Genomic DNA, 25,818 nt, shown 5'->3' on the forward strand with positions numbered 1-25,818 from the left:
ATGAATACACATCGGTGTAAGTTGTTATTGGGAGTTATCATGGGCGAAAAAAAACGTTTATTACTGGCCTTGTTGGCTGCTGCAACCTTGACGTTGGCTTCTGGTGTGCAGGCGGCGGGGACCTTGACAGGGCAAGTCGGTATTCAGTTGACGATCGGTAGCGGCTGTACCGTGGGTAATGGCGGCGCGACCGGCGGCACCAACCAATGGGGGACCTTGAACTTTGGCAGTTACTCCGATCTGACCAGCGTAATCAACGGTACGGTGTTTGGTGCCAATGGCTCCAGCGCGGTCACCATCACCTGCAGCAACGGCCTTAGCCCGACGCTGTCGCTCAATGGCGGTCTGGCGGCAACGGGCGGGCTGCGCGCCATGAGTTCCGGCGGCGACACCATTCCTTATCGCCTCTATTCTGATAGTGCACGTACCACGGAAATCGCCATTAATACGCCGATTGCTTTAACGACGGGCACCACGGCGCAAAACATCCCGATTTATGGCCGCGTATTACCTGGCGACCAACTCAGTACCACACCAACCGCAGGGACTTACAACGATACCGTAGTCGCCACGCTTTCCTGGTAAGGCTGTTATTCCGTCGGGGGCGAATCAGCCCCTGACTGGTTTTCTATACGGGAAGGAATGAGCATGGGGATCAGGGTATTGCTGCTGTTGCCAGCGATCTTGTCGCAGTCTTTGCTGCTCAACATTTCCTTAGGCCAGGCGGCGACGATCGGTATTGCGGCCACGTTGCTGCCCGCCTGTGAAGCGGGAACAACGACGTCTGGCAATACCAGCTTTGGCACGATGAATTTCGGCAATTTTGCTGCTCTGAGCAATGTGATCAACGCGACCAGCGCCCAGTTGGCGGGCTCAATCCGTGTCAAATGCGTCAGTGGTCTGAGTTATAAAATCTTGCTGGATGGGGGCAGCAGCGGCGTGGTTACGAATCGCAAAATGGTAAATACCACCAATAGCTCGGCTAGCGTGTTGTACAACCTTTACACCAACCAACCTGGGGGAACGATTTGGGATAACACCACCGGGTTGAGTGACACTGGCAACGGAGCCGATCAATGGCACACCGTCTATGGCCGTGTTCCGGCGCAAACCACACCGGCAGCCGGTATTTATCTGGATACGGTGAATGTCACCGTGTCCTGGTAGAGGGGGCATTGATGCGCCATGTCTCCTTGCTTCTGCTGCCGTTGATGATGTGCGGTGCGCTACGTGCTGCTACGCCAACTACCACCACCTTTACCGTGACGGCAACCCTGACCAACGGCTGTGCTTTTGGCAGCTCGTTTTCCAGCCCCACATCCAACCTCGGCACCATCAATTTCGGCACCATGACCACCATTGCCAGTAATGTCGATACCGTGAGCACCGCCGGTGCCGGTTCGGTGGTGGTGACCTGTACGCCGGGAGCGACTGTCAGCATAGCCATGGATTACGGCATCCACGGGGGCAGCGCTACCCGGCGTTTTATGCAAAACAGCGCCAATAGCGACACTCTGGGTTATCAGCTGTTTCGCGATGCCAACCGTAGCCAAGTCTGGGGCAATGGCGCATTGGTGATGTCTATCCCCAGTTTTCCCAGCACCACACAAACTTACCCGGTTTATGCCCGGTTATACGCCGTGACCACACTGCCTTCGGCAGGCACTTATACCGATACGGTCACCGTAACATTAACTTATTGAATCATCAGGATATGAGCCATGTCGACCTTGTTTAGACGTATTATCAGCGCTGTATTATTGAGTTACACCCTGTGTGCTTCCATCACGGCACAAGCCGCCAGCTCTGTGCTGGTCTGGCCGGTGTATCAAATCATTGAGTCCGATCAGAACGGCTCGGCCTTATGGCTGGAAAATCGCGGGGCAGAACCCGTTTCTCTACAGGTGCGGGTGCTGGCGTGGAAACAGGAAAATTTTAACGAGCGCTATGCCGATCAGAATAACGTGGTCGCTAGCCCACCTTTTGCCACCGTACCGCCGGGGCAACGCCAACTGATCAGGCTGATCCGCAATACGCCGGTGCCGGCTAATACCGAGCAGGCCTACCGCATCATCGTTGATGAAATCCCGTCGCCGATCAGTGGCGCTGCCGGGGGGCAAAGCAAAGCGGTAGTAGGGCTGCAATTACAGATGCGCTATCTGCTGCCGCTGTTTATGTATGGTGGCGGCTTATGGACCAACGAACGTAGCGATATCAAACGTGATGCCGCCACGGCGACGCGACCAGTGTTGCAATGGCATACGGTCAATGACGGCGGAAAAACCTATTTGCAGGTGCGTAATAGCGGCATTGTGCATGCGCGGCTGAGTAATGTGTTCTGGTCAGAGAAAGGCAACCAACAGCAGGGCGTGAAAACCATGATCGCGGGTTTTATGGGCTACGTCTTGCCTGGGCAGTCGATGCGCTGGCCGGTTCCTGCCGGGGTTAGCCCTGGTGCGCAACTCAATGCGCAAATTGCCGATAACACCAAACCCATCGTCATTCCACGCGGCGAATAGCGGCAGGAAGCGCGACGAATGCCGATCCGAGCCATTACTCGTTCCGGTCATCAGTATCCGCTGAATTGCCGGGGCGGTCTGTGCCTGCTTTGCCTGAGTACCTTCTGCGTTCAGGCGCAGGAATACTCATCATTGCCCGATGCCCCGCGTGCGGCACCGGTGATCACCAATGCGATGTTCTACCTGACCCTGGTCGTCAATGGTCAGAGCGACGGGCAGGTGGTTCCTGTGACCTATCGGGACAATGCGTATTACGTGGAGGCCGGCGTGCTGGCAAAGAACCACGTGCAGACCAATAGTCAGCAAGGGTTGATTAAGGTTGAGGAGTTGCCTGGGGTGAAGGTGAAATATGATTCTGCTGCCCAGCAGCTGATTTTTCAGGTACCGGATGCCTGGCTGCCAAAACAGGACGTCGGCGGTGGTGAGTTAATGAATTACACTGTGGCGCAAAGTAGCACCGGTCTGCTGCTTAACTACGATTCCTATTATACCGATCCTCACGAAGGCTCCAGATCGGTTGCCACCTGGATGGAGCAGCGTTTGTTTAGCAACCTGGGGTTTATCAGTAACACCGGGACCTATCGCTACAATATCGACACCGCATCGGGCGAGGGCGGCAGTGCCGTACAAGACCGCTATCTGCGCTACGATACGTTCTGGCGTTACAGCGATGAACAAGATCTGATCAGCTATCAGCTGGGGGATTTTGTCAGCAACTCGCTAACCTGGAGTAATTCGGCCCGCATGGGGGGATTACGCATCAGCCGCAATTTTGCCCTGCGCCCGGATCTGGTGACCTATCCGCTGCTGCAATATAGCGGTACCGCAGCGGTCCCCAGCACCGTGGATTTATTTCTCAACGGCTTTAAGGCCAGCAGCAATAATCTGAACTCCGGGCCGTTTACCCTCACCAATGTGCCTTACATCAACGGGGCTGGTGAAGCGACGATCGTCACCACCGATGCGGTCGGGCGCCAGGTATCGACCACGGTGCCGTTTTATGTTTCCAACACCCTGTTGCGTAAAAACCTGAGCGACTTTGATGTGTCACTCGGCGCGGTGCGCCAGGATTATGGCATCTCCAACGGCGATTATTCCGACGCGGCTTTCAGCGGGATTTACCGCTACGGGCTGAGTAATTATCTGACGCTTTCCGGGCACAGCGAGGCCACGCAAGGGCTGGCACTCGGCGGGTTGGGGGCCGATATCGCGGTGGGAACATGGGGTACGCTCAGCCTGTCTGCCAGCCAGAGCAAGGCTAATCATCCGCCGGTGGCGACCAGCGACGTGGTGAACGACCAGATTGTCCGGCCGAATACGCCAGGTATGCCCGACCCCAATCAGAATATAGACAATCCGCTGGGCACTAACGTGACGGACAAAAAAGACGGTAGCCAGTACACACTGGGCTACTCCTATAATTCGACGCTATTTAGCTTTTCGGCACAACGTGCTTCGCGCACCGTGGGTTATCAGGATCTCACGTCTTACACCAGCAATACCCGCCTGAGCCGCCAATCCGATCAGGCCACCTTCAGCGCTTCGCCGTTTGGCTCGAGTAATGGCACCTTGGGCTTGGGCTATTACGACGTGCAGGCCTATGACAACTCGCATACCCGCCTGGTGAACTTCTCTTACAGCCGTGCCCTGTGGGGCCAGAGCAGCATGTTTGTCTCACTCAATAAAACGTTGGGGGATAACGGTTACAGTGCGCAGCTGCAATTCATTATTCCACTGGGTAGTGATGTCAGCCTCAATGCAGGGTTAGCACGTAACAATAATGGGCATTATCAGCATCAGGTGGGGGCCAGCAAGGCGGCTCCCACGGATGGCGGCATGGGCTGGAACCTGGCTTACAGCGGTGGTGGCGATGCCTATCAACAGGCCGATGCCACCTGGAAAACCCGCTATGCCACGCTGCAAGGCGGCATCTTCGGCCCACAAGGAGAATATACCTACTGGGCAGACCTGAGCGGCTCAGTGGTGTTCATGGCTAACTCCTGGTTCCTGTCGGACAAGATCAACGACGCGTTTATCGTGGTGGATACCGATAATTATGCCGGGGTTTCGGTGCTGTATGAGAATCAGAAGATGGGCACCACCGACAGCAATGGGCACCTGTTGATCCCGTCGATCAGTTCGTACTATCCGGCCAAGGTCGAGATCGACACACTGCCGTTACCGGCGGACGTGGTGGCTAACCAGGTCAACAATCGCATTGCCGTTAAGCAAGGCAGCGGGATGGTGGTGAAATTCCCGGTACAAAAAGTCCTCTCGGCCAATATCACGTTGCATGACACCGCCGGGCAACCGCTGAAATTGGGCACGTTGGTCACGGAACAAACCACGCAACAAACCACCGTTGTCGGCTATGACGGGCTGGTGTACTTCTCACATTTACAATCCCACGGCCAGTTAAGTATTCAGCAGGACGACCGCTCAATGTGCCGTGTAGATTTCGACCTGAACCCCAATTATCACAGCATTGAACAGGTCGGGCCGCTGGTCTGCCAAGGCAGTGCCGAAGAGAAAAAATCATGATTATGTTATTAGGATGGATGCGAGCAGGATTGGCATTGCTGCTGTTAGTGGGGGTTATGCCATTCGGTTGGGCGGGCTGCACCGCCCCTGCAACCGCGGGCAGCCTGGGCACACAAAATTCCTTTGACGTCAGCACGACTCCGTTAACCACCTCTGTCAGTAGCGGTCTGAAATGTACCGGCTCGCTGCTTAATATTGGCGGTACTAACACCATTAAGGCCACCATCGGTGCGACTTTACATCCAGTTGGCAACCAGCCGCGTTTATACAGTGCGGCAACCGGCCAGTATCTGCCATACAGCCTGTGCAAGGATGGTGGCTGTAGCACCCTGTATAATCAGGGCAGCGTCATTACCTGGACCAGTACTACCGCACTGGATTTACTAGGCCTGTTTACCGGGCCAAACAGCACGCTGCCGATTTTTATCCGGCCACAAATGAACTCTAATCTGGCTGCTGGCACTTATACGGATACCATTCCGATCGCTTGGGACTGGAGCATCTGCTCGATTGCGCTTGGCCCCATTTGTGTCGCGGACACCGGGAGTATAACGTCCGGCGCCAATGTCAGCCTGTCGCTGGTTGTCACCAATTTTTGCTATATCGACAGCGCGCCAAATGTCGGGTTCGGTAGCGCGGCGTTGCCGTCTGGCCTCACTACGGTCGTGTCCAATACCATCAGCGTACGTTGCACCCTCAACGCCAGCTACTCGGTCAACCTGACCAGCAGCGTCGCCAGTTCGGGGCAATATCGGCAAATGGCGTCTACGGTAAACGGCACCACCAGCTATATTCAGTATCAGCTGTTCAAGGGGGATAGCACCGTTTGGACCGCCGCCACCAATAGCAACGCGACGGGCACGGGCACCTCGCAATCCTTTCCCTATACCGCCTCGGTTAACCTGTCGCAAAACAACCAGCCTGCGGGGAGCTATAGTGACACTGTCACGATTACCGTCGCCTATTAGACGTCATTGATGGAAATCTAGTACTCCGTCGCGCACCAGTTCGCGGGGCAGGCTGTTTTTAATCCGGCTGCCGATCCGTTTGGCCAGCCCTAGCGGTTGATGCTGATAAGTAACGATACACTCATTGCTCTGTGGGGGTTGCGAGGGGTAGAGATCGCGGCCATGGAACCATTCCTGGGCCAGTGCTGCATCGAGCTCAAAAGTCTGTGGGTTGCCACTGGCAGCCAAGGCGATCACCGCCTCATGCTGCCAGCGGAACCCTTTTGGGAAGCGTTCCGCCAACTTAACGCCAATGCGTGAAAAACGCACTTTGCTGACCAAAGGCTCCAGCGCGGCTGGGAACAGCCAGATTTCTTTATCCCGCGCCCATAATTTACTGGTTTCATCCCAGACCAAACCCGAGGCTGCGGCAGCCTGCGCCACCAGTGCGGACTCCTGGGCCGAAAGTGGGGCGAAAGGGAACTTGCCCAGCTTATAGCTCGGTTTGGCCAAGGCCGGAACGCTGTGATTTTTGCGTAGCCGGGCGACGAAGAAGCCTTCACTGTCATAAATCTGTGGGAAGACGTGCAGGAAGCCTTCTGGAGTGAGGGCCAGTTGCGCTTGTGGGAACAGGTCACCCAGCGGCTCAATGCTGACGGCGTCGCCATAGGTTGCCAACAGTTGATGTATCACCTGTTGATTTTCCTGTGCATTCAGCGTGCAGGTGGAGTAAACCATCACGCCGCCGGGGGCCAGGGCGTGGAAGGCGCTGTCGATCAGTTCCCACTGGGTTTGCGCGATGCTGGCTACGCTTTCTGGCGACCAGTTGCTCATGGCATCCGGATCTTTACGCACCACGCCCTCACCAGAGCAGGGCGCATCCAGCAGGATGGCATCAAAGCTTTCCGGTAAGGCTGCGCCAAACACCCGGCCGTCGAAATGGGTCAGCGCCGTATTTTTGACGCCGCAGCGGCTGATGTTGGCATGCAACACCTTGACTCGGCTGGCCGAATATTCATTGGCGACAATGCCGCCCTGATTGCCCATCAACGCGGCGATCTGGGTGGTTTTCGAACCTGGTGCTGCGGCGACATCCAGCACTCGGCGCGGGGTTTCACGCTCGGCAAACAGGGCGCTCACCGGTAGCATGGAGCTGGCTTCCTGAATGTAGAACAGGCCGCTTAGATGCTCAGCCGCGCTGCCCAGCCGTAATGCCTCATCCTCGCGCTCGATCCAAAATCCTTCGGGGCACCAGGGGATGGGCTCCAGCCGCCAGTCGTAGTCTTTGACCAGCGCCAGAAAGTCCGTAACGCTGATTTTCAGCGTGTTGACCCGCAGGCTACGCCGCAAGGGTTGCTGGCAAATAGCGATGAAGTCATCCATGGATAAATGGTCAGGCATGATGGCGCGAGTTGCGTCGAGAAAAGCAGGAGGCAAAAAAGCAGGGGCAGGTTTAGCCACAGGGAGCTCTCAGGGCGGAAAAAAATCGAAGGGGCTAGTTTACCATAAACTGCCTGCCTGAGAATACCGGCAAGTTTCGGTCAATGAGATGGATGGCAAAGCAGTAATGGTATGGATTATCTTGGGGGGAGCGGCAGGGTTCAGAACATTGAACCCTGCCGAGAGCTATCAGTTGTCCCTTGGGATGGCGGTGCCCCATTCGCGCCAATCTTTAGGCTCTTCCGCATTCAGCAGGAAGTGTTTGTTCGGCGTGGCTTTAGGGGCCAGTGGAATGCTAGGTGGGGTGGCAAAGGCAATACCGCCGCGAATAAACTGCTGGAAGGTACCGCTCTTGATCACGCCGCCCGTCAGGCCAAACTGCAGGTTATAGCCAGAGGCCAGCCAGAAGACGGTGTTGTTACGCACCAGATGCTGGTATTTCTTGCTGACTCGCAGCGAGACGTGCACGCGATCTGACATCGCCCCCAGATAGAAACCGGTCACGGTACCCACTTCAATGCCACGGAACAGGATCGGCGTGCCAATTTGCAGCGAACCGGTCTCGGCGGCGTCCAGGATCACGCTCAGGCCATCCAGGTAGCGGGAGTCGGTAATGCTGGCTTCCTGCAGCTCAAAAGTACGCATTGATCCGCCGTGGCCGGGTTCCACGTTGATATAGGGCTGCAACAGGGAGTCAAGATTATTGACCCCAGCGGCAGAAATCTCCGGTGAAACGATGGCGAAACGGCTGCCGAGACGGGCAAAGGTTTTCACATACTCTGGGTACAATACTGCTTTGGCCAACACCTCGTTACGCTCCGGTGCCAACTTCAGTGATTCAAGCTGGCCGATATCAATGCCCAGATAGCGTATTGGCATGCCGGGGGATAGTTTGCTGGCATCATAGGTGCGTAGCGTGATCTGGCTACCCACGGCGCGAGCGGCGGTTTCGGAGGCGTACAGCACGCGTTTGGCCCCTTTATCCAGCGTTACGCCCTGCAGGTTATCAAAGCTGATAGCGCCTTTCAGCGCGCGGTTGAGCGGGGAAGCCTGCACTGTCAGGCCGCTGCCGTTCAATTGCACTTTGGCACCACCTTCCGCCCAGAAAATGCTTTCGCTGGTTAACAGCTTGCGGTATTCCGGGCTGATATAAACCTCAACGTCAAACTCGTTGGCCTTGGGCCGTACGTTGACAATCTCACCCACCTGGAACTTGCGGTATAACACCACCGAGCCGGCTTGCACATCTGGCAGGCTGGTGGCGGTAAGCGTCAAGGTGGGCAGTGGGCTGTTGCCGACGATGCCCTCGGCGGCTTTTTCCGCGTTGCTGTACAGCGGATACTGCGCGTCCGGCTCGCCTTTACCCCCGGGGATCAGGCGTACGCCACCGTCTAGCCACTCCTGAGCGCTGGCACCTAACACTTGCACGCCGTCCAGCCCGAATTTGACATCCACCCGGCTGTTGACCACGAATTTACTGTCTTTATGCAGCAAGCTGCGGTGCTGAGCTTCGATCGCTGCCGTAAAGGTGACACCGCCGTCGGTCAGGGTACGGGTCAGGATTTGGCCGACCTTGATACCGTGCACGATTAATGGCTGCCCAACGTCGATGCCGTAGCTTTGCGGGGCATTCAAGGTGACCGTCACCACGCCAGGCTGTTGCAGCAGCGTTTTACTGCTGTCCAACACGGTAAAGTGCTGCTGGGGTTCACCTTCACCCGGCACCAATTCCAGGGTGTTGCCGGTTAACAGCTGGCTCAGCTTGGCGTCGTTAAGGCTGATTTTTGGACTGCGCATCTCAATGCGTGTGCCGCTACGCATCAGATCGACCACCGAAGGGTCGATGGTGAGTTCGCCGGTGACCTTGCTATCCTGTTGCAGAGCCAGACGAGTCAAGGTACCGACCTGCAATCCTTGATACATCAGCGGCGTGTGCCCCTCGCTCAGGCTGTTGCCGTCGGGCAGGTCCAGTGAGATGTTAACCCCACGCTGGCTACGGGCCAGATCCGGATACAACGTATAGTTTTGATCGGCCTTGGCCTGCTTGCCGTCTAGCGGGGAGTCAAAGGCTATCGCACCGTTTACCAGCGCGGCCAGGCTTTCCATCTGCACGCTGGCACCGGACAGGCTGAAATCGCCTTTAAAACCGGAAACGTTCCAGAAACGTGTGTTGTCCTTCACCAGATTGGCAAAGCGGCGGTCGATCAGCACGTCGATGATCACGCCCTTGTTACCCGGCGAAATAGTGTAGTCATACACTTTACCGACCGGGATCTTGCGATAATAGACCAGCGAGCCGGTGTTCAGGGAACCGAGGTCGTCTGCTTGCAGGTGGATCATCAGCTCGCCGGTATTCAGGCGGTATTTCGGTTGCGTATCCAGCGCGGTGAAGTGGGTTTGTGGTTTTCCACGGCCCGGCATCATGCCGATGTAGTTACCACCGACCAGCGCATCCAGGCCGGACACCCCAGCCAACGAGGCTTTGGGCGTGACCAGCCAGAATTGTGTGCCTTCCCGCAGTGAGTCTTCCAGATCGCTCTTGATGCTGGCTTCAACCACGATACTCCGCAGATCCTTACTCAGCGAAATGCTTTGCACGGTGCCCACGTCCACACCCTGGTAACGTACCGGCGTACGGCCAGCGACAATACCCGCCGCAGACTGGAAGTCTATGGTGACACTATTGCCGCTCTCCTGGTAATTGGTATAGACCAGCCACCCGGCAATCAGCAGGGCGATAAACGGCAGTAACCAGAATGGCGAGATTCGGCGCTTGTTTTTGACCCGCGCCTCAGTCGGCGTATTCGGCGTTTCCTGTTGCATGTGCATCCCAAATCAATCGGCTGTCCAGCCACTGTACGGCAAGGATAGTTAAAATAACCGCAGACCCAAAGTAAAAAGCTGCTGGCCCCATAGTAAAAGATAACAGTTGGTCGCGATTGATCAGCGACATCATCAACGAGATCACGAACAGATCGAGCATCGACCAGCGGCCAACCCAGGTGACCAGCCGGAGCAGCCGAATGCGGGTTTTGAGGCTGTGCGACGTTTTGAAATGAATGCTGAACAGCAGCACCAGCAGTACGATCACCTTGGTAAAGGGCACCAGGACGCTGGCGATAAATACGATGGCGGCGATTGGCATGTTGCCCGAGTTGGCCAGCGAAACGACGCCGCTGAAAATGGTATCTTCCATACGCGCGCCGTTGGCGTAGACCACCGAGATCGGCAGCAGGTTGGCGGGGATCAGCAGCACGATGGCGGCAATCAGCGCGGCCCAGGTTTTTTGCAGGCTATAAGGCTGGCGATGGCGCATCGGCACATGACAGCGGGGGCAGCGGCCACGCTCATCCTGAAAACCGGTAAAATGGCAGGCCAGGCAGACGTGTAACGCCTCTGGTTTGCCCTCTGGCTGTTCCTGCGGATAGTAGCGTTCCCACATCTGCTCCAGGTTCATGTGGATCAGCGTCAGCAGGCTGAGCAGGGTCAATGCCAGATAGGCAATCAGGGCGCTGCCGGGTTCAATATCTGCATATTCCTTGACCTTGATCGCCGCGACCACCATGCCGATCAGGTAAATATCGAGCATGATCCACTCTTTCAGACGCTCCAGCATCAGCAGCACTGGCCGCAGGTTCATGCCGAGCGCATGGCCAAACCATAGGTACAGCAATGACAGTGATAGTGTCAGCGGCGCGCCGATGGTGCAGAAGGCGACCATGCTGGCGGTAAACGGATCCCCCTGGCTGCTCATTTGCCAGATGCCTTCCAACAGGCTAGCGTTAATCTTCGTGCCGAGCAGGCGAATGCTGATCAACGGCTCGCTAAAGGCAAAGGGCATCAGCAATAGCATGGTGACGGCTACGGCGGTCAGGCGGGTCATTGACCAGTCGCGGCCATTCACCACTTTGGCGTTGCAACGTGGGCAGTAGGCGGCTTGATTGCGGGTTAACGGCGGCAACGTGAACAGCAAATCGCATTCACAACAGCGTTGGTGGCGAGCCTTGGAGAGCGGGCCGGTAATGGCGAGTATCTTCATCATGAGTGCTGTTTGGCGACCTGAGGTCTACTTAGCGTAGCTTGAAAACCAACCTGTCAATGCCATCAACCGGTAAAAAGGGATTAGCATCGCAGGTTACAAATGATTTTTAGACGGCAAACATACCCTGTTGTACCGTGTTTTGTGAAGCAACAGATGATTAACCTTGTGGCTATACGCATTTAATGCTTATTTTATACGGGTTAAGTCGGGGCTATTTGAGTATTTGAACGGTTAATCATGACTAAAGAATCATTCTACGCGGAATTAAAACGCGATTTGAGCGCATTGCTGGATGGGGAAGATAATTTTATCGCCGCATTGTCTAACGCCAGTGCGCTACTCAATGAGCGTCTTGATGACGTGAACTGGGTCGGTTTTTACCTGATGGAAGGCCATCAACTGGTGCTAGGTCCGTTCCAAGGCAAGATTGCCTGCGTGCGGATCCCGTTGGGTAAGGGCGTGTGCGGTACGGCAGCGGCGCAGAATCAGGTGCAGCGCGTTGGCGATGTTCATGCATTTCCTGGACATATCGCCTGCGATGCCGCCAGCAACGCGGAAATTGTGTTGCCGTTAGACGTCAGTGGTCAGGTCATCGGTGTTCTGGATATCGACAGCACAGTTTATCAACGCTTCGATGAACAGGACGAAATCGGCCTGAAAGCAGTGGTGGCGGGGCTTTGCGCACGGCTGGCACAGAGCAATTTTGCGAAATATGTCACTGTAGCGGCAAGTTGATCTACGGTTAACGTGGCATTTAGCGATGGCGTCATTATAATGACGCCTGTTCATGCCTGCGGCTTGTTGGCAACCCGTTGTAATCAGGAAATTTCATGGAAAATCAACACAAGTTGAACACAGTTAAAGAAGTCATTGCTTTTCTTGCCGAGCGTTTCCCGCTCTGCTTTAGCGCCGAAGGCGAAGCACGCCCGCTGAAAATCGGTATTTTTCAGGATCTGGTAGAACGTGTACAAGGGGAAGAGAACCTCAGCAAAACGCAGCTGCGTTCAGCTTTGCGCCTGTATACCTCAAGCTGGCGTTACCTGTACGGTGTCAAAGTTGGCGCCCAGCGTGTAGACCTGGACGGTAACCCGTGCGGTGAGCTGGAACAGCAGCATGTCGATCATGCTCGCCAGCAGCTTGAAGAAGCCAAAGCGCGCGTTCAGGCACAGCGTGCCGAACAGAATGCCAAAAAACGTGAAGCTGCTGGTGAGTCTGCCACTGCCGAGCCTCGTCGTCCGCGTCCTGCCGGCAAAAAGCCAGCCGTACGTCGTGAAGGCGGAGCCGCAGCAGAGAACCGCAAGCCGCGCCCACAACAAGCACGCCCACAGCAAGCTCGTGAACCTCGTGTAGCCAAAGAGGCCAGCCAGCCGCGTCATGTGCCAGTCACAGACATCTCAAAACTGCAAATTGGCCAGGAAATCAAAGTCAGAGCAGGTCAGAGCGCGATGGACGCAACCGTACTCGAAATCGCTAAAGATGGCGTTCGTGTACAGCTCTCCTCCGGTCTGGCGATGATTGTGCGCGCAGAACACTTGCAGTTCTGATACGGAGGCCAACCAAGGCATGAACAAATTTGTCAGATTAACCGCAGTTGCGGCTTTGCTGTGGGCGGGTGTCAGTTACGGAGCGGATACAGCCAACATCCGCATCGATCAACTGCCCAAGCTTGAGCAGGAAGCTGAACATGCAACCGTGAGTGAGCGCGTAACTTCGCGCTTCACTCGCTCTCATTATCGCCAGTTTGCTCTGGATGCGGATTTTTCAGGCAAGATCTTCGATCGCTACCTGAATATGCTGGACTACAGCCACAATGTGCTGCTGGCCTCCGACGTCGCGCAATTTGCCGACAAACGCAGCACGCTGGGTGAAGAGCTGAAATCCGGCAAACTGGTTACGCCTTATGCGCTGTTCAATCTGGCGCAAAAACGCCGCTTTGAGCGCTATCAGTATGCGCTATCGTTGCTCGACAAGCCGATGAACTTCACCGGCAACGACACCATTGACGTCGACCGCAGCAAAGCGCCGTGGCCGAAAGACAAGGCTGAATTGGACCGTCTGTGGGATGCCAAGGTCAAATACGATCAGTTGAACCTGAAGCTGACCGGCAAAACGGATAAAGAGATCCGTGACACACTGACCAAGCGTTATCAGTTTGCGATCAAACGCCTGACGCAAAGCAACAGCGAAGACGTGTTCTCGCTGATCATGACCGCGTTTGCCCACGAAATCGATCCGCACACCAACTACCTGTCTCCACGCAATACCGAACAGTTCAATACCGAGATGAGTCTCTCGCTGGAAGGGATTGGTGCCGTGTTGCAGATGGATGATGATTACACCGTGATCAACTCCATGGTGGCAGGCGGCCCGGCAGCCAAGAGCAAGGCGATCGCCGTTGGCGACCGTATTGTCGGCGTTGGCCAGGCAGGCAAACCGATGGTTGACGTGATCGGCTGGCGTCTTGACGACGTCGTCTCGCAGATCAAAGGGCCGAAGGGCAGCAAGGTTCGCCTGGAGATCCTGCCGGCAGGTAAAGGCACCAAAACCCGGATAGTTACGCTGACTCGTGAGCGTATCCGCCTGGAAGATCGCGCAGTTAAAATGACTATCAAGACCGTCGGCAAGCAGAAGGTCGCAGTGATGGACATCCCTGGCTTCTACGTTGGCCTGACCGATGACGTTAAAGTCCAGCTGCAAAAGATGGCCAAGCAGAATGTCGACAGTCTGATTATCGATCTGCGTGGCAACGGCGGCGGGGCATTGACCGAGGCGGTATCGCTTTCTGGTTTGTTTATCCCAAGTGGCCCGGTTGTTCAGGTGCGTGATAACAACGGCAAGATCCGCGAAGATGCGGATAACGACGGCGTTGTCTACTACAAAGGCCCGCTGGTGGTGCTGGTTGACCGCTTCAGCGCCTCCGCTTCCGAGATTTTTGCTGCGGCAATGCAAGACTATGGTCGTGCGCTGATCGTGGGTGAGCCTACCTTTGGTAAAGGCACGGTGCAGCAGTACCGTTCATTGAACCGGATTTACGATCAGATGCTGCGTCCTGAATGGCCTGCACTGGGTTCTGTCCAGTACACCATCCAGAAGTTCTACCGCGTTGACGGTGGCAGCACCCAGCGTAAAGGCGTCACGCCAGATATTCTGATGCCAACGGGGATCGATCCGGCAGAAACCGGCGAGAGCTTCGAAGATAACGCCATGCCGTGGGATAGCGTCAATGCAGCTGCCTACACCAAAACCGGTGATTTGAAACCGTTTGAACCGCAACTGCTGAAAGACCATGCGCAGCGTATCGCCAAGGATCCAGAGTTCCAATACATCGCGCAGGATATTGCCCATTACAAGGCGTTGAAAGACAAGCGCAACATCGTTTCTCTTAATCTGGCTACCCGTGAGAAAGAGAACCATGACGATGATGCTACGCGCCTGAAGCGTATTAATGAGCGTCTGGAGCGTGAGGGTAAGAAACCGCTGAAGTCCCTGGAAGACCTGCCAAAGGACTACAAGGAACCGGATCCGTATCTGGATGAAACGGTCAAGATCGCACTGGATCTGGCCAATAACGAAAAGCAGCAGCCATCGCAACAGACGGCCGCCGCCAAGTAAGTTATTTGCGGGTTTAACGCTATCGAGCGCACCTTCGGGTGCGCTTTTTTTTTGCCATACCCGCACTAAAATTTCTGTTGAGGTCTCCACTCTGGGCTCAGAGATCGTTTACACTTTGTAAAACCCTTGTTTCTTCGTGACTTTGTAAAGTTACGTATTTTTAGTGGCTTAATGGCCTGCCAATCTTGAAATTGTGACCAATGCCCATAAGATCTGGGTATCTGAGGTCGCGTTTTGTTAACAAATAACGAGGAAGTAAACATTCTATGATGCGTATAGCTTTGTTCCTGCTCACCAACCTGGCGGTGATGTTGGTTTTCGGGCTGGTGCTTAGCCTGACAGGGATCCAATCCAGTAGCGTTCAGGGCCTGATGATCATGGCCGGTCTGTTCGGTTTTGGCGGTGCGTTTGTTTCACTGCTGATGTCCAAATGGATGGCGCTGCGCTCCGTCGGTGGGGAAGTGATTGAGCAACCGCGTAACGAAACCGAACGCTGGCTGTTGGACACGGTGCGCCGCCAATCGCAGCAGGCGGGTATTGCCATGCCGCAGGTGGCCATCTACCAGGCACCGGACATCAACGCCTTTGCGACCGGCGCTCGCCGCGATGCATCGCTGGTGGCAGTCAGTACCGGCCTGTTGCAAAGCATGAGCCGTGATGAGGCGGAAGCGGTGATCGCCCACGAAATCAGCCACGTTGCCAATGGCGACATGGTGACCATGACGCTGATCCAAGGGGTGGTGAACACCTTCGTGATCTTCGTGTCGCGCCTGATTGCCCAGGTGGCCGCCGGTTTCCTCGGTAACCGCGATGGGGAAGGTGAAGGTAACGGCAACCCAATGATCTATTTCGGCGTTTCGATGGTGTTGGAGCTGGTATTTGGTATTCTGGCCAGCATTATCACCATGTGGTTCTCACGTCATCGTGAATTCCACGCCGATGCGGGTTCAGCCAAACTGGTCGGCCGCGAGAAGATGATCGCTGCGCTGCAACGCTTGAAAACCAGCTATGAACCGCAGGAAGCGGGCACCCTGATGGCTTTCTGCATCAACGGCAAATCCAAGTCGTTCAGCGAGCTGTTTATGTCGCACCCGCCGTTGGACAAGCGTATCGAAGCGCTGCGTTCCGGCCAGTATCTGAAATAACCCGGTATCAAACGAAAACCCCGGCTCGCCGGGGTTTTTGCTATTCAAGCGGGCGCCGCAGATAACATGCATGCTGCGTCCGATAAGCTATTTGCCAGGTTCAGCGAGATTCGCACGGGGTTGAGTGATACGCAGGCAACTCACTACGGCAGCGACGCTGGCGAAGATCCCCGCCAACACCAACGAAGCGTGTGTGCCGCTGGTGGGGAACAGGTTGAACATCAGGGCCACCAGCGCCGCGCCAGAGGTTTGCCCCAATAATCGCGCAGTGCCCAGCATGCCACTGGCTCCGCCGCTGCGGTGACGTGGGGCGGCAGAAATAATGGTGTGGTTGTTAGGCGACTGGAATAACCCAAAGCCCGCACCGCACAGCACCATGCGCCAGATGATATCCAGATCCGTCGGGTTATGTGGCAACAGCGCTAGCAGGAACAAGCCGAGCGCGAAAGTCGCCAAACCAATCCCTCCCAGTAACCCCGCATGAACACGCTCCACCAGGCGGCCTGCAATCGGCGCCATCACGATAATGGCCAACGGCCAGGGAGTTAATAGCAAACCCGTCGCCACCTCGTCACGGCCCAGAGAGGCCTGCAGGAAGAAGGGTAACGACACCATGGCCAGCATCTGGGCGGCAAAAGAGCAGATCGATGTGCCCATAGACAGCGCAAAAATAGGGATGCGTAGCAGATCCACCGGCAGTAAAGGGGATGTTTGCCGCAACTGACGGCGCACAAAGAAGTAACCAATCACCAGCAACGCCGCGATTTCAGCGGCAATCAGCAGCAGGCTTTGGCCTTGGGCAAAACCGCTGATGGCGGTGATCAGTAGACCAAACGTCAGGGCATTCATCACCGCGCTGGTAGGGTCAAAGCGCTGATTGCTGCTTTTCTGGCTGTTAGCCGGCAAAAATTTCATCCCCAGCATCAGTGCGACGATGCCGATCGGCAGGTTGATGGCAAATAGCCACTGCCAAGAGGCCACGGATAAAATGGCGGCGGCGACCGTAGGCCCGGCGGCGGAAGAGAAGGCTACGATCAACGAGTTTATCCCGATGCCTCGGCCAAGAAAGCGTTGTGGGTAGATAATGCGGATCAGGGCGGTATTGACGCTCATAATCGCTGCGGCACCAAACCCTTGTAGTACGCGGGCAATCGTCAAGGTGAATAGTGAATCGGACAGGGCGCAGAATAACGAGGTAATGCTGAATACCAGCAGACCAGCCTGATAGATACGGCGATAGCCAATCAGATCGCCCAAGGAAGCCAGCGATAGCAACGAAATGGTGATCGCCAGCTGATAGGCATTGACCACCCAGATCGAGCTGGCCGGGCTGGCGTTAAGATCGCGGGCGATGGTCGGCAAGGCCACGTTGGCGATCGCCCCGTCAAGCACTGAAACGGTAATGCCTAGCGCAATGGCCAGGATTGCTCCGTAGCGTTGCGGGACGGGTAAGCCGTCGGAATTTGCAAGCGTTGTCATGGAGGTAGTTATTAAACAGGGGGAATATTACAATGCTAATCATATTTCCCGCCGAATGCACCCGCCGTTTCTGTGCTAAATGTAAAAGTAGTGGGATGTCTGCCGCTAATCCCATCAATAATGGCGAATATTGCGCAACTTCCATTGCATGGGGTGAAATGTTCCGATTATACTGAAACTCTTGTTCAAATTTCCTAAAACAAAAATAGTTAAGTTAAGGTATTAACCATGGCTAACGCAGATCTAGACAAACAACCGGATTCCGTTTCATCAGTGCTGAAAGTGTTTGGCATCCTGCAGGCACTGGGTGATGAGCGCGAGATCGGCATTACCGAGCTTTCACAGCGGGTAATGATGTCCAAAAGTACCGTTTACCGTTTCCTGCAAACCATGAAGTCGCTGGGCTATGTCTCACAGGAAGGGGAGTCGGAGAAATATTCGCTGACCCTCAAGCTGTTTGAATTGGGTGCCAAATCGCTGCAAAACGTCGATTTGATCCGCAGTGCAGACATCCAGATGCGTGAACTGTCTAACCAGACGCGTGAGACCATCCACCTGGGGGCGCTGGATGAAGACAGCATCGTCTATATCCACAAAATCGACTCCATGTATAACCTGCGTATGTATTCACGCATTGGTCGCCGTAACCCGCTGCACAGTACCGCGATTGGTAAAGTCCTGCTAGCCTGGCGCGATCGCGGCGAAGTGGAAGAAATCCTGTCACATATCGAGTTTACTCGCAGCACTCCGCACACCATCGCCAGCACTGCAGAGTTACTGCCGTTGTTGGATAAGGTACGTGAGCAGGGGTTTGGTGAAGATATTGAAGAACAGGAAGAAGGCTTGCGCTGCATCGCGGTGCCCGTGTTTGACCGTTTTGGCGTGGTGATCGCGGGCTTGAGCATCTCTTTCCCGACCATCCGCTTCTCCGAAGAAGGCAAAGAGGGCTACGTGGCGCAGTTGCACACCGCCGCTCGTCTGATTTCAGCGCAAATGGGTTATCACGACTACCCGTTTTAAGCTTGCCGTAGTTGTAGGGGGCCGAACATAGTTTCGCCCCTACGCTTTCTCGCCCAGCCTTCGTTACCTCCCCACGGTTTATAAAATCCCACAGCTATGCTAAGCGCCTATCTCGTACTCTTTGAACAAGTGACGTGGAACACCGGCAATGGCTGGACGAATAGCAAAGAGATCCCCAGAATCAGGGTATTCAGCCAGTTCTGAGGCCGTCATGGCAAAGCGCGCCGTGGTGATGAATAAGGTTTCCAGACCTTCCCCGCCAAAGCAGCAACTTGTGGGGCGCGGCACGGGCATGGCGACGCGCTCGCTCAAGCTGCCGTTACGGTCGTAGCGCAGTAAACATCCTCCGTTGAACATACAGACCCACAGCCCTCCGGCACGATCCAGGGCGATACCATCGGGACGTCCCAGTTCGGCTGGGGTTTCGGCGAAGCGCCTCACGGCCCCCAGTTCCCCGTTGGGAGTGTATGCGGCCCGAAATATTGAACGTGCGATGGAATCGACAAAGAACAGCGTGTGGCCATCTTCCGACCAGGCCAGGCCATTAGGCAGTGCGATATTCTTCTGGATCGCTTGGGCGTTAAGTTCACTGTCATAGCGGTACAGCGCTCCGGCCTCACGGTTCGGCCCCTCGTGCATCAGGCCGGTGATAAAGCGTCCTTGCGGGTCGCAGGCCCCATCGTTGAACCGATAGCTGGTTTTGTTATGGACAGCGGTAGAGTGCGTGCGGACCACTCCTTGTTTGGGATCAAGAATGGCAACCCGCGCGTCTTCGGTGAAGATCAGATTGCCTCTATCCGTGAGGGCCAGAGCACCGATGCGCGCCGTTGATTGATAGACGGTTGCCACCCGTGCTTGCGGGGTCATCACGTTAATCTTGCCACCAGAGATATCGACGAAGTACAAAAGGCTGTTGTCTTTATCCCAGACTGGACTCTCGCCAAGGTCGGCGCGGACTTCGGCGATCTTGTGCAGACGACCCCCGTCACGCATCGCCAAACTCCTTGATGCGTTGCCAATTGTGGGCGACGTCTTCCACGCTGGCACACTCAATGCGCACCAGATCCGTAGGATAGGTTACGCCAGGGTTTTCACAAAAGCGGGTGGCGGTGAACTGGCCGTTGCTGGCGCGCAGGATCACGCCAGTGTCTTGGCATAACGAGCTGGCCAGATACAGCAAGCCTGGCACCACCCACTCGGGCTTGAGGTCTGTCGGAGGCTGCGTGATCCCCCACATGCGGGTCTTGGCTACCGGAGAGATGGCGTTGACCAGGATGCCGTCCGGTTTTCCTTCCATGCTCAGGGCATTCATGATGCCTAGTTGGGCCATCTTGCCAGCGGCGTAGGCCGTCAGGCCTGGCTGCGCGTAGCGTTGATACATGGCACGATCAGAGGTCGTCAACACGATCCGAGGTGATGGGGAACGCTTGAGATGCACCCAGGCGTGCTTGCTCAACCAGATCGACGTACGTACGTTGATGCCAAGGGAACGTTCAAGGAATTCCTCTTCCAGTTTCTCAATGGGCTGATAGCCGACCCAACCAGCGTTATGGATCAGGATATCCAGCGCGCCGAATTGCTCGATGGCCAGTGCTACGAGTTGCTGGCAACCCATCTCGTTATCCAGGCGCCCGTTGTGGGTGATGAACGATCCAGGGTCGGCCTGCAAGTCATGAACCGCCTCGCTCATTACGTCTGGGTCAGCACCATCGCCGGTCAGGCCGGTACCCAGGTCGCTAACGATCACCCTTGCACCACGTTTCAAGAGGGCTTTGGCGTAAGCGTTGCCAAGCCCGCGGCCAGCACCGGTGACGATAGCTACCTTGTCTTTGAAAAGCTCGTCTAAGCGTCGATCTGTCATCATGTACCTCCGTTTGGCAATGGCACGATGATGGAGTGACCGCTCCTGAGTGTAAAATATCTTATTTGTACCGAAACAAGACTTATCAGGTTTCAATCAAGGGCGCCCGATGCCATGGCATCTCGCACCTCATCGATCAGTTTGTCTCGAATAGGACAAGGCGAGTGTGGGTTCCAAGCCATCAGCAATTCCACATGCCGCAGTGCGTCTGGTGCATTGACCTGGATTGGTCGGAATACCACGTCTTTGCGACCCTCCTGCGCCAGTGACGCGGGCAACAGTGCTACGCCGAAGCCGCTGGCCACTAACGCAACCAGAGTTTGCAACTGCCGCGCCTGTTGGGCAATGCGTGGCATGAACCCCGCCGCTGCACAAAGCTGAACCAGTTGGTCATGAAAGCCCTGGCCCAGGTGTCGTGGTGACGATACGAAGGCGTCATCGCGTAGTGCGATCAGTGGAATGATTTCGTGGCACGCGAGAGGGTGTGTGGTTGGCAGAGCGATCACGATGGGTTCGCGCAGAATGCACTCGAAGCGCAGCTCCGGAGCTGTCCTGCCCGGAGGCCTCATGAAACCGAGCTCGGCGTGGCTATGTTCCAGAGCCTCGACCTGCTCTTGAGTCGTGGCCTCACGCATAGTGAAGGAGATGGCGGGGAATACAGCGCGGAACCGCTGCAATGCGCCTAGCAATGCGGTATAGGGGGCGATATTGATGAAGGTTAATGTGAGATGGCCTTCGATGCCTTGCGCTACCCGCCTGGTCTGTTCGACGCCTTCATCAAGCAGGCGCAACACCTTTCTTGCCGTTGCCAGAAAGTCGGTTCCGGCAGGTGTAAGCGACACGCTGCGATTGGTGCGTTCAAACAGGGGAGCGCCGATCTCATGCTCCAGCCGACGAATAGCCTGACTCAACGGGGGCTGCGCCATATGCAGCCGTTGCGCTGCGCGATTGAAGTGCAATTCCTCGGCGACGGCGATGAACTGATGTAGCAGGCGGGTTTCAATCATAATGGGTTCCACGGATCCTATTTGCTACACACTAATACTAATGAGATATCATTGGTAGTCCTGGCGAAAAAAAACCGGCGCCTGGGCGCCGGTTCAGTTGTAAATCAGTCTAGGGTTACCGGTGAGCCAGTTCCGCTTCGTCTTCGCTGTCCATAATGGCTTTGTCGGTCTGCTTCATCAGTTGGCTGGTGACGGTACCTGCGGTCATCGAACCACTAACGTTCAGCGCGGTGCGGCCCATATCGATCAACGGCTCAACCGAAATCAGCAGGGCGACCAGGGTCACCGGCAGGCCCATCGCTGGCAGTACAATCAGCGCAGCAAAGGTCGCGCCGCCGCCCACACCGGCAACACCGGCTGAACTGACGGTAACAATGCCAACCAGCGTCGCGATCCACAGTGGGTCCAGAGGGTTGATGCCTACGGTTGGCGCAACCATCACCGCCAGCATTGCCGGGTAGAGACCCGCACAACCGTTCTGACCAATAGTGGCACCAAATGAAGCCGAGAAGCTGGCAATCGACTCCGGCACGCCCAGACGGCGAGTCTGTGCTTCGACGTTCAGCGGGATGCTGGCAGCGCTGGAGCGGCTGGTGAAGGCAAAGGTCAGCACCGGCCACGCCTTGCGGAAGAATTTCAGCGGATTAACGCCGGTGAAGCTCAGCAGCAGGCCGTGAACCACGAACATGATCGCCAGACCAAGGTAAGAAGCAACCACAAAGCTGCCCAGCTTGATAATGTCTTGGATATTGGAGCCTGCAACGACCTTGGTCATCAACGCCAGTACGCCGTAAGGCGTCAGCTTCATCACCAGACGGACCAGCTTCATCACCCAGGCTTGCAGGGTATCGATAGCTACCAGCACGCGCTGGCCTTTCGGTTGGTCATCTTTAAGCAGTTGCAGCGAAGCCACACCCAGGAAGGCAGCGAAAATCACCACGCTGATGATTGACGTTGGGTTAGCCCCGGTCAGATCGGCAAACGGGTTTTTCGGCACGAATGACAGGATCAGTTGCGGTACGCTCAGATCGGCCACTTTACCCGCGTAGTTGGTTTCGATCGCCGACAAACGAGCCGTTTCTTGTGTGCCCTGGACCAGACCTTCTGCGGTCAGCCCGAACAGGTTGGTGACCAATACGCCCACCAGTGCGGCGATCAGCGTGGTAAACAGTAGGGTACCAATGGTCAGGAAGCTGATTTTGCCCAGCGAGGAAGCGTTGTGCAACTTGGCTACCGCGCTAAGGATAGAGGCGAAAACCAGTGGCATCACGATCATTTGCAGCAGTTGTACATAGCCGTTACCGACGATGTTAAACCAGCCGATAGACGCTTTCAGTACCGGGTTGTCCGCGCCGTAAACCAATTGCAGTGCCAAACCGAACACCACACCAAGTACCAGGCCGACCAGCACTTTTTTAGCCAGGCTCCATTGCTTATGGCGGGTTTGCGCCAACAGCAAAAGGAGGGCGGCAAAAACCAGCACGTTTAATACGAGCGGTAGATTCATCCCCAATGTCTCCAATCTTGTTTTTTTATAATTAAAGGTGCCAAGCACCGATGTAATGCGATGTAAATATCGTAACAGTTTGCGATGAAGCGCACTTATATCTAAAAAGAATTTAATATAACTTTTGGCTTGAAATCGTCGATGTAATGAGCGGAAAGGCGGGAAAATAGACGGTTTTTTGTGATCACAGCCGGATATTTTTTATTTGCTCAAAATACGACTGCACGGGAAAGGTGTAATCCCCTTGCCAGAAGATGGCGAAAGCCACCAAAACTATACACAGTACCCGCTCCAGCTGGTTGCCTTTTTGTGAGTTCAATATTGGCAGGCAGAAACGCCAGCGGCAGGGCCAAAGCAACGGCACGCCGGCAGGGGTGAGCATATCGGCCAGCAGGTGGCTGAAATAACCGATAATCATGGCGTGCAGCACGTCCGCGGGGATGGGCCAACCGCGCGGCACTTCTAGCTGAAATAGCCACATGCCGCCGACGATCGCCAGCAGGCTATGGGTGAAACCGCGGTGACCAAAGGCGCGAGATATCGGGATGGCTATCCAGCGCAGGCGCTGGCCCAGGATGGATTTAGGGTGATCGATATCGGGTAGCAGTGACGTCAGTAGCGCGGCGGGAATGATGTGCCACCAATCGCCAGCGGCGAGCACGGGTGTCACCTCCGCTTTCTTGGCAAAGATCGCGCAGGCAACAGAGAATATGAGATGTCCTTCCGCGGTCATGTTGCTAAATTCCGGCCACTAAACTGTTAATTTATCCAGTATATGGGAATTTTTACAGTTACGGAAGCGGTTACCCTGTAACGAGTTGTTAATTTAACGCCGTTTTACAAAGGGTTGAAACGGTGTTTATGACGGACGAGGTATACAGGAAGACTGGTAATGTAGGGGCGCTGCAAATGCTGCGCCCGCTCAAATTTGGAGGAAGGATATGTTTGCTATGGAGATCAGCGAGCGAGCCAGCCACCGTCTACCGCGAGCGTGTAGCCATTAACGTAGTCGGACGCTGCCGAGGCAAGGAAGACGGTCGGGCCCATCAAGTCATCCGGCGTTCCCCAGCGCCCTGCCGGGATGCGCTCGAGGATCTGCTGGTTGCGGTCTTCATCGGTACGTAGTTGCTGGGTGTTGTTGGTGGCCATATAGCCCGGTGCAATGGCGTTAACGTTAATCTGGTACTGTGCCCATTCATTGGCCAATAGCCGGGTGAGGCCGAGTACCGCGCTTTTCGACGCGGTGTAAGACGGTACGCGAATGCCGCCCTGGAAAGAAAGCATCGAAGCAATATTGATAATTTTACCGCCGCTGCCCTGGCTGATGAACTGTTTGGCCACCGCCTGTGCCATAAAGAACAGGGTCTTGATATTGACGTCCATCACCTCATCCCAGTCTTGCTCACTGAAATTCAGGGCGTCTTCACGGCGGATAATCCCTGCGTTGTTCACCAGGATATCGATTCTGCCAAACACCTCAACGGCGGTGGCTAGCAGAGAAGGGATGGCGTCGATATTGCCGAGATCGGCGTTCAGATTCAGGAATCGACGCCCAGTCTGGGTGACTTTGCTCATGGTCTCGAGGGGGTGACTGCGGTTCACGCCGATAATGTCGCAACCGGCCTGCGCCAACCCAATCGCAATGCCTTGCCCCAGGCCGGTATTACAGCCGGTGATCAGCGCCACTTTGCCCGTTAAGTCGAAAGAATTCAGAATCATAGCGTTGCTCTCTTGCCGTGAGGGAAGAAAGCACCGGGTTTTCGATAGCAACTGCGTGGCAGTGACAGTGTCACCTAATGGCCCGGTGTTTTCTTTATGCGACTAGCATAATTTGAATGGTGTCTTAATTCAATAAAAATGAAATGGTGTTTTATTTATTTGCGAGTGCAGGGCAGGGAAAAGGGCACCGGCGGGGCCGATGCCGTCAAGATCAGGCCAGATGGGCGGCAGTCAACTGCTCGAGGCTTTGCAACTTAAGGTCGGCCAAGGCCCAGCGCGGATCCTGGCTGTATTCGTGCGCAGGGATCACGATCGATTTCATACGCGCCGCTTTGGTGGCAATCATACCGTTGAAGGAGTCTTCCAGAGTAATGCAGTGCTGTGGATCGCTGCCCAGGCGTTCGGCGGCGATCAGATAGACTTCCGGGTGCGGTTTGCTGTACGGCAGGTATTCGGCTGAAACCAACTGATCGAAATAGCTCTCCAGATCGAACATCTTCAGCACCTGCTGCTGCATATGTAGCGGAGAGGCGGAGGCCAGCCCAATATTTAAATCCAGGCTACGGCACAGTTCCAGCGCTTGTTGCACCCCAGGCAGCAACGGGCGCTTTTCCCGTACCAACTCGATGGCCCGCTCGATAATGCGGCCAGCCACTTCCTCCTGAGACGGTCCTTGCCACGGCATGGCCTGGAACCACATTCGTACCACCAGATCGATGCGTAAACCCAGCGTATCCGGCAGGTTGTGACGATCGGACAGATCCAGCCCCAATGAGCTGAAGATATCCATTTCTGCCTGTAACCACAGGGGTTCAGAGTCGATCAGTAGACCGTCCATATCAAAAATTGCGGTTGCTATGCGTTGCGAATAAGCCATTAACAATTAACTCCTGCAGCACCAGTAAAAGAAAATGTTTTCGCCACTCTATCATTTTTGTTCAGGCGCCTGCACCCTTCGGGCCCGGGGTGTTTTCCCAAA

General features: G+C 55.5%; 22 protein-coding genes. 11 read left to right on the plus strand and 11 right to left on the minus strand.

The features are described 5' to 3' along the window. Positions 1–39: 39 nt before the first annotated feature. The 6 genes from AC6HVW_RS11405 (at position 40) to AC6HVW_RS11430 (ending at position 6,028) form a co-directional block, all read left to right on the plus strand. The gene (locus tag AC6HVW_RS11405) at positions 40–585 is read left to right on the plus strand and encodes a Csu type fimbrial protein (RefSeq protein WP_021804630.1); all 546 of its coding nucleotides are present in this window, start codon (positions 40–42) and stop codon (positions 583–585) included. 63 nt (positions 586–648) lie between these two features. Continuing rightward, the gene (locus AC6HVW_RS11410) at positions 649–1,167 is read left to right on the plus strand and encodes a Csu type fimbrial protein (protein ID WP_071680453.1); all 519 of its coding nucleotides are present in this window, start codon (positions 649–651) and stop codon (positions 1,165–1,167) included. 11 nt (positions 1,168–1,178) lie between these two features. Next, entirely contained in the window at positions 1,179–1,703 is a 525-nt protein-coding gene (locus tag AC6HVW_RS11415; protein WP_071680452.1) for a Csu type fimbrial protein, read from the plus strand. 18 nt (positions 1,704–1,721) lie between these two features. Further along, positions 1,722–2,519, plus strand: a complete 798-nt coding sequence (locus AC6HVW_RS11420) for a fimbrial biogenesis chaperone (protein WP_071680451.1) — start codon at positions 1,722–1,724, stop codon at positions 2,517–2,519. A gap of 18 nt (positions 2,520–2,537) precedes the next feature. Beyond that, positions 2,538–5,060 (plus strand): fimbria/pilus outer membrane usher protein, encoded by a 2,523-nt coding sequence (locus AC6HVW_RS11425; RefSeq protein WP_497569436.1) that lies wholly within the window; start codon positions 2,538–2,540, stop codon positions 5,058–5,060. Further along, on the plus strand, positions 5,057–6,028 hold the full coding sequence (locus AC6HVW_RS11430; RefSeq protein ID WP_071680449.1) for a Csu type fimbrial protein: 972 nt from the start codon (positions 5,057–5,059) through the stop codon (positions 6,026–6,028). Before AC6HVW_RS11425 ends, AC6HVW_RS11430 begins: the two co-directional genes overlap by 4 nt. 3 nt (positions 6,029–6,031) lie before the next feature. On the opposite strand, the gene rsmF is transcribed toward AC6HVW_RS11430, so the two are convergent. From rsmF to yebS, 3 genes are all read right to left on the minus strand, one after another. Then, entirely contained in the window at positions 6,032–7,468 is a 1,437-nt protein-coding gene (gene rsmF / locus AC6HVW_RS11435) for a 16S rRNA (cytosine(1407)-C(5))-methyltransferase RsmF (RefSeq protein WP_071680448.1), read from the minus strand. Positions 7,469–7,636: 168 nt separating this feature from the next. Beyond that, on the minus strand, positions 7,637–10,270 hold the full coding sequence (locus tag AC6HVW_RS11440) for a PqiB family protein (protein WP_071680447.1): 2,634 nt from the start codon (positions 10,268–10,270) through the stop codon (positions 7,637–7,639). Next, a complete protein-coding gene (gene yebS, locus AC6HVW_RS11445) occupies positions 10,239–11,486 on the minus strand; it encodes a membrane integrity lipid transport subunit YebS (RefSeq protein ID WP_071680831.1) in 1,248 nt (415 codons plus the stop codon). Before yebS ends, AC6HVW_RS11440 begins: the two co-directional genes overlap by 32 nt. A 240-nt stretch (positions 11,487–11,726) precedes the next feature. Here yebS and AC6HVW_RS11450 point away from each other — a divergent pair, with 240 nt between their 5' ends. From AC6HVW_RS11450 to htpX, 4 genes are all read left to right on the plus strand, one after another. Continuing rightward, complete coding sequence (locus AC6HVW_RS11450; RefSeq protein WP_021178215.1) at positions 11,727–12,224, plus strand: GAF domain-containing protein; 498 nt, start codon at positions 11,727–11,729, stop codon at positions 12,222–12,224. 95 nt (positions 12,225–12,319) lie between these two features. Then, on the plus strand, positions 12,320–13,033 hold the full coding sequence (gene proQ / locus AC6HVW_RS11455; protein ID WP_021804621.1) for an RNA chaperone ProQ: 714 nt from the start codon (positions 12,320–12,322) through the stop codon (positions 13,031–13,033). Positions 13,034–13,052: 19 nt separating this feature from the next. After that, positions 13,053–15,101: a carboxy terminal-processing peptidase gene (gene prc, locus AC6HVW_RS11460; protein WP_071680446.1), complete on the plus strand. Its 2,049-nt coding sequence runs from the start codon at positions 13,053–13,055 to the stop codon at positions 15,099–15,101. 266 nt (positions 15,102–15,367) lie between these two features. Further along, a complete protein-coding gene (htpX, locus tag AC6HVW_RS11465; RefSeq protein ID WP_021178212.1) occupies positions 15,368–16,246 on the plus strand; it encodes a protease HtpX in 879 nt (292 codons plus the stop codon). Between the two features lie 87 nt (positions 16,247–16,333). On the opposite strand, the gene AC6HVW_RS11470 is transcribed toward htpX, so the two are convergent. Further along, positions 16,334–17,725 (minus strand): MFS transporter, encoded by a 1,392-nt coding sequence (locus AC6HVW_RS11470; protein ID WP_071680444.1) that lies wholly within the window; start codon positions 17,723–17,725, stop codon positions 16,334–16,336. Between the two features lie 228 nt (positions 17,726–17,953). Between AC6HVW_RS11470 and kdgR the strand changes: the two genes are divergently transcribed. Then, positions 17,954–18,745 carry a DNA-binding transcriptional regulator KdgR gene (kdgR, locus tag AC6HVW_RS11475; RefSeq protein ID WP_059200604.1) on the plus strand — a complete coding sequence of 264 codons (792 nt, stop codon included), beginning with the start codon at positions 17,954–17,956 and terminating at the stop codon, positions 18,743–18,745. Between the two features lie 99 nt (positions 18,746–18,844). Here kdgR and AC6HVW_RS11480 read toward each other — a convergent pair whose 3' ends face one another. From AC6HVW_RS11480 to hxpB, 7 genes are all read right to left on the minus strand, one after another. Beyond that, entirely contained in the window at positions 18,845–19,738 is an 894-nt protein-coding gene (locus AC6HVW_RS11480) for an SMP-30/gluconolactonase/LRE family protein (protein ID WP_071680443.1), read from the minus strand. Next, positions 19,731–20,609 (minus strand): SDR family NAD(P)-dependent oxidoreductase, encoded by an 879-nt coding sequence (locus AC6HVW_RS11485; RefSeq protein ID WP_217497047.1) that lies wholly within the window; start codon positions 20,607–20,609, stop codon positions 19,731–19,733. Before AC6HVW_RS11485 ends, AC6HVW_RS11480 begins: the two co-directional genes overlap by 8 nt. Before the next feature lie 89 nt (positions 20,610–20,698). Further along, positions 20,699–21,613 carry a LysR substrate-binding domain-containing protein gene (locus AC6HVW_RS11490; RefSeq protein ID WP_071680441.1) on the minus strand — a complete coding sequence of 305 codons (915 nt, stop codon included), beginning with the start codon at positions 21,611–21,613 and terminating at the stop codon, positions 20,699–20,701. A gap of 115 nt (positions 21,614–21,728) precedes the next feature. Next, the gene (locus AC6HVW_RS11495; protein WP_071680440.1) at positions 21,729–23,120 is read right to left on the minus strand and encodes an L-cystine transporter; all 1,392 of its coding nucleotides are present in this window, start codon (positions 23,118–23,120) and stop codon (positions 21,729–21,731) included. A 184-nt stretch (positions 23,121–23,304) separates the two neighbouring features. Further along, the gene (locus AC6HVW_RS11500; protein WP_071680439.1) at positions 23,305–23,853 is read right to left on the minus strand and encodes a metal-dependent hydrolase; all 549 of its coding nucleotides are present in this window, start codon (positions 23,851–23,853) and stop codon (positions 23,305–23,307) included. Between the two features lie 224 nt (positions 23,854–24,077). Then, positions 24,078–24,839 (minus strand): 2-dehydro-3-deoxy-D-gluconate 5-dehydrogenase KduD, encoded by a 762-nt coding sequence (gene kduD, locus AC6HVW_RS11505; protein ID WP_071680438.1) that lies wholly within the window; start codon positions 24,837–24,839, stop codon positions 24,078–24,080. A gap of 211 nt (positions 24,840–25,050) precedes the next feature. After that, positions 25,051–25,716, minus strand: coding sequence for a hexitol phosphatase HxpB (gene hxpB, locus AC6HVW_RS11510; RefSeq protein WP_021804612.1), 666 nt, complete (start codon positions 25,714–25,716; stop codon positions 25,051–25,053). Between the last annotated feature and the right edge of the window lie 102 nt (positions 25,717–25,818).

The organism is Serratia sp. NCCP-200 (assembly GCF_059697885.1).